The sequence below is a fragment of the Massilia forsythiae genome (assembly GCF_012849555.1).
Classification (GTDB): domain Bacteria; phylum Pseudomonadota; class Gammaproteobacteria; order Burkholderiales; family Burkholderiaceae_D; genus Telluria; species Telluria forsythiae.
The window spans coordinates 2619533-2631699 of sequence record NZ_CP051685.1; the positions used below are offsets into that span (position 1 = coordinate 2619533).

Sequence of the window (12167 nt, forward strand, 5' to 3'; positions counted from 1 at the left end):
GCCGGCGCAAGAGTTCAGGCCAGCGCTTCCTTCGCCGCCTGTTCCGGCGTCAGCTCGTCGTAGAACAGGTCGGTGAACCACTCGACGTGTTCCTCGATGTGTTCCTGCGCCTGCGCCTGGGTCGCGCCGCCGGCGACCAGGTGTTTTTCGACTTCGATGCACCAGTTGATCAGCGCCATCGTCTCGTCGTCGAGTTGTTCCTTCTTCGCCATCAGCCGATCACCTTCCTGAAAAACGCCGACAAGTCCTGCACTTCTTCCATGCACACCGAGTGCGCCATCGTGTATTCGTGCCACTCGACCCGGCAACCCATCGACACCAGCAGGTCGCGCGACATGGTGGCGCGGTTGAACGGCACCACGTTGTCGTGGCGGCCGTGCGCCATGAAGATCGGCGTGGCCAGCGCGGCGTCCGTGCGCTCGGCCGGCAGCTTGGCGGACAGCGGCACGTAGCCGGACAGGCAGATCATGCCGGCCAGCGGTTCCGGGTGGCGCAGGCCGGCCTGGATCGTCATCGCGCAGCCCTGCGAAAAGCCGGCCAGGACGATGCGCGAGGCCGGGATGCCGCGCGCCTTTTCGCGCGCGATGAAGGCTTCCACTTCCAGTTGCGAGGCGCGCAGGCCGTTCTCGTCTTCGCGGCGCACCAGTTCGGCGCCGGTGATGTCGTACCAGGCGCGCATCACGTAGCCGTTGTTGACGGTGACCGGGATGGTGCGCGCGTGCGGGAAGATGAAGCGGATGCCGGGCAGGCCGGACAGGTCCAGCTCGCGCACCATCGGCACGAAGTCGTTGCCGTCGGCGCCCAGGCCGTGCAGCCAGATGACGGAGACTTGCGGGTCGTCGGCGGTGTCGACTTGCACGTGTTCAAGCAGCTCGCTCATGCGTTTTCCTTGCGTTGTTGACGGGGGCTTCAGGCGGCGCCGGCACGCTGCGCCGACTTCGGACGGAAGGCCTTGCACACGTCAGGGTTGGTGTCGAGGAAGGGACCGCCGATCAGCTCGATGCAGTACGGGACCGCGGCGAAGATGCCGCCCACGACCGTGTTGCCGGCGGCATCCCTGACGCCTTCCAGCGTTTCCTTGATCGACTTCGGCTGGCCGGGCAGGTTCATGACCAGCGCCGCATGGTCGGCCGTCTCGCGGATCACCGCGGTCTGGCGCGACAGGATCGCGGTCGGCACGAAGTGCAGGCTGATCTGGCGCATCTGCTCGCCGAAGCCCGGCATCTCTTTCGTACCGACGGCCAGGGTCGCTTCCGGCGTGACGTCGCGGCGCGCTGGGCCGGTGCCGCCGGTGGTCAGCACCAGATGGCAGCGGGCATTGTCGACCAGCTCGATCAAGGTGGCTTCGATGCTGGCGCGGTCGTCCGGGATCAGGCGCGTCTCGACGCGGAACGGGGTCGAGACCGCGCTTTCCAGCCAGGCCTGCAGCGCCGGGATGCCCTTGTCTTCGTACACGCCGCCGCTGGCGCGGTCGGATACCGAGACCAGGCCGATCACGGTTTCCTGCACTTTATTCGTCAGACTCATCGTCGTCACCTTCGAGCGTGTCGTCGTTTTCGTCGGCGGCCGGTTTCTTCTTCTTCGAAACGTCCTTGAGGATCTGGAAGATCTCGCGGTAGGCCTTGGGCGGCTTGTTCTCCGCCTGCTCCTTGCGCGCGTTGCGGATCAGGGTGCGCAGCTGCTGCACGTCCAGTTCCGGGTGCTCTTCCAGCAGCTGGGTCAGGGCGTTGTCGTCGGCCAGCAGCTTGTCGCGGCGGCGCTCGAGCGCGTGCAGGGCCGCGGTCTCGGCTTTCGAGGCGCCTTTCCAGCTCTCGATGGTGCGCTGGATGACCGCCACTTCCTCGTCGTCGAGGGTGCGCATCTTCTTGCCGACGAATTGCAGCTGGCGGCGGCGGCCCTCGTGGTTGGTGATGGTCTGGCACATCAGGATCGCTTCCTTGACGTCGTCCGGCATCGGGACGCGCTTGACGCGGTCACGCGGCTCGTCGACGAGCTGCTCGCCGAGCTTTTGCAGCTCGTTCATCTGGCGCTTGAGTTCCGACTTGGACGGACGGTCGTATTCCTGGTCGAACTCGTCGGAGCGGAAGCCGACCGAGCCGCGATTGGCATTTGGCATGGTATGGATGAGGCGGGCGCGCGGCCGGCCGGTAAAAACGGTAAACGGCTGCTATGATAACTGTTTTAGGGCTCGCCAAGAAAAACGCACATGAACGCTTCCGTCTTCACCCACACCCAGGACCAGCTCAAGCAGCTCGCGCGCGACGTGCTCGGCTTCGCCAAGGAGCAGGGCGCCAGCGACGCCTCGGTCGAGATCAGCGAGGGCAGCGGACTGGCGGTGACGGTGCGCAAGGGCCAGGTCGAGACCATCGAGCAGAACAAGGACAAGGGCATCGGCGTCTCGGTGTACTGCGGCAAGCGCCGCGGCCACGCCAGCACCTCCGACTTTTCCACCGAGTCGCTGCGCGCCACCGTGGAAGCGGCCTACAACATCGCCCGCTTCACCGCCGAGGACCCGGCCGCCGGCCTGCCCGATGCCGAGCTGCTGGAGATGGAACCGCGCGACCTGCAATTGTGCTACCCGTGGCAGATCGGCGCCGAGGAAGCGGTCCGCATCGCCCAGCGCTGCGAAGCGGCCGCGTTCGCGGTCGACCCGCGCGTCACCAACAGCGAGGGCGCCAGCGTCTACGTGCAGCAATCGCACTTCGTGGCCGCCAACAGCCTCGGTTTCTGCGCCGGCTACCCGTTCTCGCGCCATACCCTGTCGGTGGCGCCGATCGCCGGGCGCGGCAACAAGATGCAGCGCGACGACTGGTACAGCTCGGCGCGCGATCCGAAGAAACTGGCGGATCCGGAAAAGGTCGGCCGCTACGCCGCCGAGCGCGCACTGGCGCGCCTGAACGCGCGCAAGCTGAATACCCGCACCTGCCCGGTGCTGTTCGAGGCGCCGCTGGCGGCCGGCCTGGTCGGCGCGCTGGTGCAGGCCACCTCGGGCGGCGCCCTGTACCGCAAGTCGACCTTCCTGCTCGACTCGCTCGGCCAGGCGATCTTCCCGGCGCACATCCAGGTGCTGGAAGACCCGCACGTGGTGGGCGGCGTCGGCTCCTCGCCGTTCGACGAGGAAGGCGTGCGCACCCAGCGCCGCGACGTGGTCAAGGATGGCGTGCTGCAGGGCTACTTCCTGTCCTCGTACACGGCGCGCAAGCTCGGCATGCAGACCACCGGCAATGCCGGCGGCTCGCACAACCTGGAAATGACGTCGAACCAGACGCAGGCCGGCGACGACTTCGAGGGCATGCTGCGCAAGCTGGGCACCGGCCTGCTGGTCACGGAACTGATGGGGCAGGGCACCAACTACGTCACCGGCGACTATTCGCGCGGCGCCTCCGGCTACTGGGTCGAGAACGGCGTGATCCAGTACCCGGTCGAGGAAATCACCATCGCCGGCAACATGAAGGACATGTTCCAGTCGATCGTCGGCATCGGCAACGACGTGCTGACGCGCGGGAACAAGTCGACCGGCTCGATCCTGATCGAGAAGATGGTGATCGCGGGTAACTGAGCAACAGGCGAAGCGCGGTCATCACGAAGCGCCGGCACCAATCACTCACTCAAACGGAACATACCGTCGTTCTCGCGCAGGCGCACTACTGTCCAAGATAGTATTGCTGGCCTAAAAACCGTCGTCCCCGCGAAGGCGGGGACCCATACTGAGTGTCAAAAGTTGGTATTTTTGAAGCATTCTGATTGCTTCCGGCTACCAAATTTTCTTGCTCGGTATGGATCCCCGCGTGCGCGGGGACGACGTGCGTATTGCGGTTCGACTGAACTGCATGCGCGCCGGCGCTGCCTTTTTTCGCCCGCGCAGGTCAGAAACGGTGCTGTATCCCCACCGCCAGGCTGCGCTGGTTGCAGTCGAAACCGGCGTCGTCGCGCGATAGGCTGACCAATTGATGGTGCTTGGCCTTGGCGTAGGCGCCCACCGTGTACAGGTCGGTGCGCTTGGACAGGGCATATTTTGCGCGCGCCACGTACATGACCGGGTCCGCTTCGGTGGCCACCGGCACGTTGCGCACGTCCTGGTAATAGGCGGCGCCGGTCAGCGTGACCTGCGGGGCGACCAGGTAGTTCACGCCCAGCCAGTACAGGCGGGCGCGTACGTCCGGGGCCAGCAGCTTGGCCGGGTCCAGGCGGTAGTCGCGCGCGCCGGCCTGCAGCTTGAGGCCGCCGCTGGTGAACATCGCGCCCACGTGCGCGGCGGTGGTGGCGTCGCGCGTGCCGGTGCCGGCCACCAGGTTGCCGTTGACGCGCTCGTAGGTCGCCACCACCGCCACCGGTCCCATCACGTAGTTGACCGCCGCCGCGCCCTTGACGCCGTCGGCGTTCGACGCCGACTGCTCGCCGGCGCCGTAGGTCAGGCCCACGCTCAGGTTGCCGGCCTTGCCCGTGTACTTGACCAAGTTGTCGAAGCCGGTGGTCATGCCGTACTTGCTGGCGCCGCTGGCGTTGCCGGTCGGGACCCAGGAATAGAAGGGCGCGTAGCCCATCGGGTCGTAGGGCAGCATGAAGTCGTACACCGAGGTGAACGAGCGGCCCATCACCAGGCGGCCCCAGCGTCCCTCAAGGCCGACCGTGGCCTGGCGCTTGAACAGCGGCGTGTCGGCGGTGCCGGTATCCGGGGCGATGCCCATCTCCAGCTGGTAGACCGCCTTCAGGCCGTCGCCGATGTCTTCGCCGCCGCGAAAGCCCAGGCGCGACACGTTCATGCCGCTGGCGCTGACGCGCCAGACCGTGCCCTTGTCCTTGGTGATGTTGGTGGTCGGGCCGACCAGCACGTCGACGATGCCGTAGACCTCGGTGTTCGACTGCGCCAGGGCGCCGCCGGATGTGAGCAGGCCGGCGATCAGGGTGGAATTCAGTGCGACTGCGGTGCCAATCCGTTTCATTGTTCTATCCTCTGCAAGTGACATCGATAAAAAATGCTTGTAAGCATTTTTATGAATATCATTTCGTGCATTGAGGAAATTTGCGCTGACGCATTGTCGGCTTGAACGGCAGAAATACTCGCCGGTGGTTGTGGTGCGCACGCGACCCTTCGGCCATTCCGGCCCACCCCGCACGCGAATTTTTGGTTCCTGCAATAATGTGCCGATATGCATCGTCAATCAAAGGAACCCATGGATATCGTCACCGCCGCCAAGCAGCGCTACACCGCCAAAGCCTACGACCCTTCCCGCCGCGTGCCGGAAGAAACCATGCAGCAGATCTATGAGCTGCTGCGCAACAGCCCGTCCTCGGTGAATTCGCAGCCGTGGCACTTCGTCGTCGCCAGCACCGCGCAAGCCAAGGCGCGCATGGCCAAGGGCGCGCAGGGCGGCTTCGCCTACAACGCGCCGAAGATCACCGACGCCTCGCACGTGATCCTGCTGTGCGTGCGCATCGACGCCGATGCCGGCCACCTGGACCAGGTGCTGGCGCAGGAAGAGCGCGACGGCCGCTTGCCGGACGCCGCCGCCAAGGCGCGCCAGCACGGCGCGCGCAAGGGCTACGTCGACCAGCACCGCTATACCGACAAGGACTTGCCGCAATGGCTGGAAAAGCAGGTGTACATCGCGCTGGGCGCCGCCATGCTGGGCGCGGCGGCGCTGGACGTCGACACCACGCCGATGGAAGGCATCGACCTGGGCGTGCTGGACAAGGAATTCGGCCTGCACGAGCAGGGCCTGACCAGCCTGGTGATGCTGAGCTGCGGCTACAGCGCACCGGGCGATTTCAATGCCGCGGCGCCCAAGTCGCGCCTGAGCCAGGAACAGGTGTTCACGTTCCTGTAACAGGGTAAACGTACGGCGCCACCGGGCGAATTTGCCCGGTGGCGCCGGCCCGCGAACGCGGCTTACTTCTTCAGCGCGCGCACCGCCTGCAGCACCGGCTGCAGCACCGCCGCGCCCAGGCGCGCGCTGCGCGCGCCGTCCCAGCCCACGTGCGGGTCCGGGTCGTTGGCGTTGTCCTTGAACGGCAGTTCCAGCGTCAGCGACAGGCAGCCGAAGGCGTGGGTGATGTGCGGCGACCCCATGGTGAGGGTTTCTTCACTGTAGGCCGTCTCGCCGTAGCCGTGCACGTCCTGGAAGTCCGGGCTGGCGACCATGAAGGCGTCCGAGAACGCCTTTTGCGCCGCCGCCTGCTCGGGCGTGAAATCCGGCAGCGATTCGCTGCCGGCGATGAAGACGTAGGGCAGGCCCTCGTCGCCGTGCACGTCCAGGCACATGTCGACGCCCGTCTCGTGCATCTTCTGCTTCACCAGGAACACTTCCGGGCTGCGTTCCATGCTCGGGGTGGCCCACTCGCGGTTCAGGTTGGCGCCGGCGGCGTTGGTGCGCAGGTTGCCGCGCACCGAACCGTCCGGGTTCATGTTCGGCACCACGTAGAACACCGCTTCCTTCAGCAGCTGGCGGCCGAACGGGTGGGCCGGGTCGAGCAGGGCGTCCAGCATGCCTTCCACGAACCATTCGGCCATGGTTTCGCCCGGGTGCTGGCGCGCGATCACCCACACCTTCTTCTTGCCCGCGTCAGGCTCGCCGATCACCAGCAGGTTCAGGTCGTGGCCGTCGACGGTCGAGCCCAGGTCGAGCATACGCACGTTCTCGGCGAGCTGGGCGCGGTCCAGCAGTTCCAGGTGGCGCTCCCACGAATACGGCTCGAAGTAGGCGTAGTAGACGCTGTCCATGGCCGGGGTGTGCTCGATGGTGAGCACCTGGCCGTCGAAGCTGGTGGGCACGCGGAACCAGTCGATGCGGTCGTAGCTGGCCATGGCGCTGTAGTCTTCCCAGCCCTTCGGGTAGGCCGACTGGCCGGCGTTGAGCAGGCGGATGGTGCACGGCTCGCCCTGCGCGCCCTGCAGGCGGAAATAAAACCACTGGGTGATGTCGGCGTGCGAATCCTTGCGGATGTTCAAGTCGATGGCGCCGGCGCTGGTGGCGTCGACGATGTCGATGGCGCCGGCGTCGAACCGGCTGCTGATCTTGATAGACATGGTGTGTCCTGTTGTTGGAGGTGTTGAAGGCAGGCGTGCATGATACCGCTTTCCACGCCGCGAATGGATCAGGCGCCGCCGGGCGGCAAGCCCTCGAAGCGCGCATGGAACGCCGCATCCGCCGCCGGCGCCGCCGCATCTTCCCGTTGCAGCACCTGCACGACGTGCGTTTGCGCCGCTTCCCACAGCAGGCGGTAGACGGCCTGCGCCAGTGCATAGGCTTCCATGCCCGGCCACGGATCGGGCAGCAGGGGCAGCGGCAGCATCGGGTCGTGCAGCTGCACGCGGCGGTAGGCGTGCACCAGCAGGCTGCGCAGCACGAACGCCTCGCGCGGCGCGATGCCGCTGCCCGTGCCCGGCTGCGCCGCCGTGCGCAGCAGGTCCGGCAGCGGCGCGAAGGTCTCGACGAAGTGCCGGTAACCGGCCTGCGTGCCGGACAGGTCCCAGCCTTCGCGCACCAGTTCGGCGAGCGGCCGGCCGTCCACGCCCGGCATGTCGGCGGCGCGGCAGACGAACACCTTGCCGCCGGCCTGCACGCGCGCCAGGATCTCGGCCAGGGCGGCGCCGTCGAAGGCCGGATGCGCCAGCACACCCGGCGCCAGCATGGAAAAACCTTCCCATTCGAGTTCCTTGCGCACGGCGGCGCGCAGCTCGGCATCGATGCTGCCGTTGGGCGCCAGCAGCAGGGTCCAGCTGCCGTCCCAGTCCTGGCCGGGGCGCGCGTAGATGCGCCGGTTGGCGCGCTCGAAGCGCGCGCGCGCGTGCTCGTCAAGGGCGTAGCTGCTGCGCCGGCCCTCGCGGCTGGCCGTCAGCCAGCCTTCCTGGGCCAGGCGGAACACGCTGGTGCGCACCAGGCGGTCGGTGACGCCCAGCGGCGCCACCAGTTCGATCAGGCTGCCCAGCCACAGGCGTGCGCCGTGCGGGGCGATGGCGTCGCCGAAGATCGTCATCACCAGCGATTTGGCGCGTGGCGGATCGGCGGCGAGGAAGTCATCGATCCATTGGTTGACGCTGCTTGCCGGCATAAGTTCCTGACACGTGTTGGTTGTCTGTTTGCGGTCGATATGATTCAAAATTCTGGTGTACATCGATATTCTTGTATCGTATTATGGATCGATACAGGAGACAAGGGAGACGATATGTACGCCCAACTGGTGGAAACCGGCCTCAAGCAAGTACGAACCGCCGCCGACATGAGCGCGGAAGAACAGGCGTTCCAGGCGCGCATCGACGCCGGCGTCAAGATCGAAGCCAAGGACTGGATGCCCGACGCCTACCGCAAGACGCTGGTGCGCCAGATCTCGCAGCACGCGCATTCCGAGATCGTCGGCCAGCTGCCGGAAGGCAACTGGGTAACGCGCGCGCCCACGCTCAAGAGGAAGTCGATCCTGCTGGCCAAGATCCAGGACGAGGCCGGCCACGGCCTGTACCTGTACGGCGCCGCCGAGACGCTGGGCGTGTCGCGCGACGAATTGCTAGAGGCGCTGCACGCCGGCAAGGCCAAGTATTCGAGCATCTTCAACTACCCGACCCTCAGCTGGGCCGACATGGGCGCCATCGGCTGGCTGGTGGACGGCTCGGCGATCATCAACCAGATCCCGCTGTGCCGCTGCTCGTACGGACCGTACGCGCGCGCCATGGTGCGCGTCTGCAAGGAAGAATCCTTCCACGCGCGCCAGGGCTACGACATCATGCTGAAGCTGGCGCAGGGCACGCCCGAACAGAAGGCGATGGCGCAGGATGCGCTCGACCGCTGGTGGTGGCCTTCCCTGATGATGTTCGGCCCGTCGGACGCCGAGTCGGTCAACAGCGCCCAGTCGAGCAAGTGGCGCATCAAGCTGTTCTCCAACGACGAGCTGCGCCAGCGCATGGTCGACCAGACCGTGCCGCAGGCCGAATTCCTGGGCTTGACCATTCCCGATCCGGACTTGCGCTGGAACGAGGAACGCGGCCAGTACGACTTCGGCGACATCGACTGGACCGAATTCCAGGACGTCTTGAAGGGCAACGGCCCGTGCAACCGCGAGCGCCTGCGTACGCGCGTGACGGCGTGGGAAGACGGCGCCTGGTTCCGCGAGGCGCTGGTGGCGCATGCCGATAAACAGGCGGCGAAGCAAACCGCAGCCTGAGAACAGCCATCGCCGTCGTCCCCGGCCTGGCCGGCCGCCTTGGCGGGGACCCATGCTGAGCGAACCATGGATGCTACGTATGGGTTCCCGCCTCCGCGGGAACGACGAGATGGTGGCGCATCATAAAAACACGGAGACAACAATGAGCAAAGAATGGCCCCTGTGGGAAGTCTTCATCCGCAGCCAGCACGGCCTCGCCCACAAGCACGTCGGCAGCCTGCACGCCCCCGACGCCGGCATGGCGGTCAACAACGCGCGCGACGTCTATACGCGCCGTAACGAAGGCGTGTCGATCTGGGTGGTCAAGGCGGCCGACATCGTCGCTTCCAGCCCGGCCGACAAGGACGCGCTGTTCGAGCCGTCCAACAGCAAGGTGTACCGCCACCCGACCTTCTTCCCGATGCCGGAAGAAGTCAAGAACCTGTGAGGCCGGACGTGGACGCCCGCTTCGACTACCTGCTGCGCCAGGGCGACAACGCCCTGATCCTGTCGCAGCAGTTGTCCCAGCTGTGCGGCAAGGGCCCCGCGCTGGAAGAAGACATGGCGCTGACCAACGTCGCCCTCGACCTGCTCGGCCAGACCCGCATGTGGCTGACTTACGCCGGCGAAGTCGAGGGCGCGGGCCGCGACGAGGACCGCCTGGCCTACCTGCGCGACGTGCGCGCATTCCGCAACTGCCTGCTGGTCGAGCAGCCCAACGGCGACTACGCGCAGGTCATGGTGCGCCAGTTCTTCTTCGACACCTGGCACTACTTCCTGATGCGCGCGCTGCTGGCGTCCAGCGACCGGCGCATCGCCGAGATCGCCGAAAAGTCGATCAAGGAAGTGACCTACCACCTGCGCCGCAGCGGCGACCTGGTGGTGCGTTTGGGCGACGGTACCGAGGCCAGCCACGCCAGGATGCAGGCCGCCGTCGACGCGTTGTGGACCTATACCGGCGAATTCTTCGTCTACGACGAGGTCGAGCGCGCCATGCTGGCGCAGGGCGTCGCGCCCGCGCCGGACGCCCTGCGCGCCGCCTTCCTGCAGCACGTGGGCGAAGTGTTCGAGGAAGCGACCCTGCGCATGCCGGACCCGGAGGCCTACATGCAGCGCGGCGGCAAGCAGGGCCGGCACGGCGAGCGCCTCGGCTACCTGCTGGCCGAGATGCAGTTCCTGCAGCGCGCCTATCCCGGCGCCGAATGGTGACGGAGACCAGCATGGATACGCCCGCGATCGTGCCTGTGACTGCGCCTGCGCCGGCCGTCACGCCGGAACAGGTGTGGGACTGGCTCGGCCAGGTTCCCGATCCGGAAATCCCGGTGATCTCGGTGGTCGACCTGGGCATCGTGCGCGCGGTCGTCTTCGACGCCGCCGCCGGCGAGTGGGTGGTGACGATCACGCCGACCTATTCCGGCTGCCCGGCGATGGCGGTGATCGCCGAGGACGTGCAGGCCGCGTTGAAAGCGCACGGCCTGGCGCGGGTGCGCATCGACAGCCGCCTGTCGCCGGCCTGGACCACCGACTGGATGAGCGATGCCGGCCGCGCCGCCCTGAAGGGCTACGGCATCGCGCCGCCGGTGCAGCAGGTGATCGACATCAGCGGCCTGGCGAACGGCGTCGGGCGCCATGCGATCCGGGCGCCGCAGGTCGCCTGCCCGCACTGCGGTTCCAATCACACCCGCCTCACCAGCCAGTTCGGCTCGACGCCGTGCAAGGCGCTGTACCAGTGCCTCGACTGCCGCGAGCCGTTCGACTATTTCAAATGCCATTGAAAAACCGTGCCAAACCTGCTGCGCGTTGCATTTCGGGACTGCGATGCTCGCTGTACTCACGTACAGCTGCGCTTCTCCTCCCGAACTGCTGCCGCTCGCGACGGTTTGACGCGGTTTTTGAAAGCGACAGCGAGACAAGATGACCAAGTTCCACCCCCTGACCGTGGCCACCGTAAAGCACGAGACGCGCGAGGCGATCGTCGTCGGCTTCGACGTGCCGCCGCGCCTGAAAGACGCTTTTCGATACCGCCAGGGCCAGCACCTGACCTTGCGCGCGATGATCGACGGCGAGGACGTGCGCCGCTCGTATTCGATCTGCTCGGCGGTGCAGGACGAGCGGCTGCGGGTGGCGATCAAGCGCGTGCCCGGCGGCCTGTTCTCGACCTGGGCCAACGACTGCATCCGTCCCGGCGTGACACTGGACGTGATGGCGCCGGAAGGCCGCTTCAACCTGCCGCTCGACCCCGCCGCGCGGCACCACTACCTGGCGTTCGCGGCCGGCAGCGGCATCACGCCGATCCTGTCGATCGCCAAGACCACGCTGCTGGCCGAGCCGCACAGCCGTTTCACTATCCTGTACGGCAACCGCGCCTCGTCCTCGGTGCTGTTCCGCGACGAGCTGGCCGAGCTGAAGGACGTGTACATGGAACGCCTCAACCTGGTCTATGTGATGAGCCGCGAGCAGCAGGACATCGAGCTGTTCAACGGCCGCATCACCGAAGCCAAGTGCCGCCAGCTGTTCCGCCACTGGCTGCGCGTGGAAGACGTCGACCACGCATTCATCTGCGGGCCGGAAGACATGATGCACGGCGTCTCGAACGCGCTGCAGGAAGCCGGCATGCCCAAGGAGCGCATCCGCATCGAACTGTTCGCCGCCAATGCCGGCAAGGCCGGGCGCAAGGCGCGCCACGCGCCCGCCGCCCAGGTGCGCCAGCAAACCGAGGTGACCGTGATCATGGACGGCAGCCACGCCACCTTCAGCATGGACAAGGACAGGGAATCGGTGCTCGACGCCGGCCTGCGCGCCGGCCTGGACATGCGCTATTCCTGCAAGGGCGGCGTGTGCTCGACCTGCCGCTGCAAGGTGCTGGAAGGGACGGTCGACATGGACGTCAACTACGCGCTCGAGGACTACGAGGTGGCGCGCGGCTTCGTACTGAGTTGCCAGAGTTTTCCGGTGACGGACCGGGTGGTGATCGATTTCGATGCGGCGGAGTGAGGGAATACCTGACTTGATGATCGCAAGCTTGAAGACCG

14 protein-coding genes are annotated in these 12167 nt (G+C 66.5%); 7 read left to right on the forward strand and 7 right to left on the reverse strand.

What is annotated here, in order from left to right:
- Positions 1–14: 14 nt before the first annotated feature.
- Genes HH212_RS11265 through yjgA form a run of 4 tightly spaced genes read right to left on the reverse strand, consistent with a single transcriptional unit; the run spans position 15 to position 2116 of the window.
- The gene (locus tag HH212_RS11265) at positions 15–212 is read right to left on the reverse strand and encodes a hypothetical protein (RefSeq protein ID WP_211172486.1); all 198 of its coding nucleotides are present in this window, start codon (positions 210–212) and stop codon (positions 15–17) included.
- Entirely contained in the window at positions 212–880 is a 669-nt protein-coding gene (locus HH212_RS11270) for an alpha/beta hydrolase (protein ID WP_170202560.1), read from the reverse strand. The genes HH212_RS11265 and HH212_RS11270 overlap by 1 nt, the downstream gene beginning before the upstream one ends.
- 29 nt (positions 881–909) lie before the next feature.
- Positions 910–1527 carry a molybdopterin adenylyltransferase gene (gene mog, locus HH212_RS11275; protein WP_170202561.1) on the reverse strand — a complete coding sequence of 206 codons (618 nt, stop codon included), beginning with the start codon at positions 1525–1527 and terminating at the stop codon, positions 910–912.
- Positions 1511–2116, reverse strand: coding sequence for a ribosome biogenesis factor YjgA (gene yjgA, locus HH212_RS11280; RefSeq protein WP_170202562.1), 606 nt, complete (start codon positions 2114–2116; stop codon positions 1511–1513). Before yjgA ends, mog begins: the two co-directional genes overlap by 17 nt.
- A 90-nt stretch (positions 2117–2206) precedes the next feature.
- Here yjgA and pmbA point away from each other — a divergent pair, with 90 nt between their 5' ends.
- Positions 2207–3559: a metalloprotease PmbA gene (gene pmbA / locus HH212_RS11285; RefSeq protein ID WP_170202563.1), complete on the forward strand. Its 1353-nt coding sequence runs from the start codon at positions 2207–2209 to the stop codon at positions 3557–3559.
- Between the two features lie 307 nt (positions 3560–3866).
- Here pmbA and HH212_RS11290 read toward each other — a convergent pair whose 3' ends face one another.
- Entirely contained in the window at positions 3867–4943 is a 1077-nt protein-coding gene (locus HH212_RS11290) for a porin (protein WP_170202564.1), read from the reverse strand.
- Positions 4944–5174: 231 nt separating this feature from the next.
- On the opposite strand from HH212_RS11290, the gene nfsB reads away from it, so the two are divergent.
- The gene (gene nfsB / locus HH212_RS11295) at positions 5175–5828 is read left to right on the forward strand and encodes an oxygen-insensitive NAD(P)H nitroreductase (protein WP_170202565.1); all 654 of its coding nucleotides are present in this window, start codon (positions 5175–5177) and stop codon (positions 5826–5828) included.
- Positions 5829–5890: 62 nt separating this feature from the next.
- On the opposite strand, the gene HH212_RS11300 is transcribed toward nfsB, so the two are convergent.
- On the reverse strand, positions 5891–7027 hold the full coding sequence (locus HH212_RS11300) for a M14 family metallopeptidase (protein ID WP_170202566.1): 1137 nt from the start codon (positions 7025–7027) through the stop codon (positions 5891–5893).
- A gap of 68 nt (positions 7028–7095) precedes the next feature.
- Positions 7096–8052, reverse strand: coding sequence for a phenylacetic acid degradation operon negative regulatory protein PaaX (paaX, locus tag HH212_RS11305; protein WP_170202567.1), 957 nt, complete (start codon positions 8050–8052; stop codon positions 7096–7098).
- Between the two features lie 114 nt (positions 8053–8166).
- Between paaX and paaA the strand changes: the two genes are divergently transcribed.
- From paaA to paaE, 5 genes are all read left to right on the forward strand, one after another.
- Positions 8167–9156, forward strand: a complete 990-nt coding sequence (paaA, locus tag HH212_RS11310; protein WP_170202568.1) for a 1,2-phenylacetyl-CoA epoxidase subunit PaaA — start codon at positions 8167–8169, stop codon at positions 9154–9156.
- Between the two features lie 142 nt (positions 9157–9298).
- Positions 9299–9583, forward strand: a complete 285-nt coding sequence (paaB, locus tag HH212_RS11315; RefSeq protein WP_170202569.1) for a 1,2-phenylacetyl-CoA epoxidase subunit PaaB — start codon at positions 9299–9301, stop codon at positions 9581–9583.
- Positions 9580–10344 carry a 1,2-phenylacetyl-CoA epoxidase subunit PaaC gene (paaC, locus tag HH212_RS11320; protein ID WP_370663918.1) on the forward strand — a complete coding sequence of 255 codons (765 nt, stop codon included), beginning with the start codon at positions 9580–9582 and terminating at the stop codon, positions 10342–10344. The genes paaB and paaC overlap by 4 nt, the downstream gene beginning before the upstream one ends.
- A gap of 11 nt (positions 10345–10355) precedes the next feature.
- A complete protein-coding gene (gene paaD / locus HH212_RS11325) occupies positions 10356–10910 on the forward strand; it encodes a 1,2-phenylacetyl-CoA epoxidase subunit PaaD (RefSeq protein WP_170202570.1) in 555 nt (184 codons plus the stop codon).
- A gap of 139 nt (positions 10911–11049) precedes the next feature.
- The gene (gene paaE / locus HH212_RS11330; protein WP_170202571.1) at positions 11050–12129 is read left to right on the forward strand and encodes a 1,2-phenylacetyl-CoA epoxidase subunit PaaE; all 1080 of its coding nucleotides are present in this window, start codon (positions 11050–11052) and stop codon (positions 12127–12129) included.
- Positions 12130–12167: the final 38 nt, after the last annotated feature.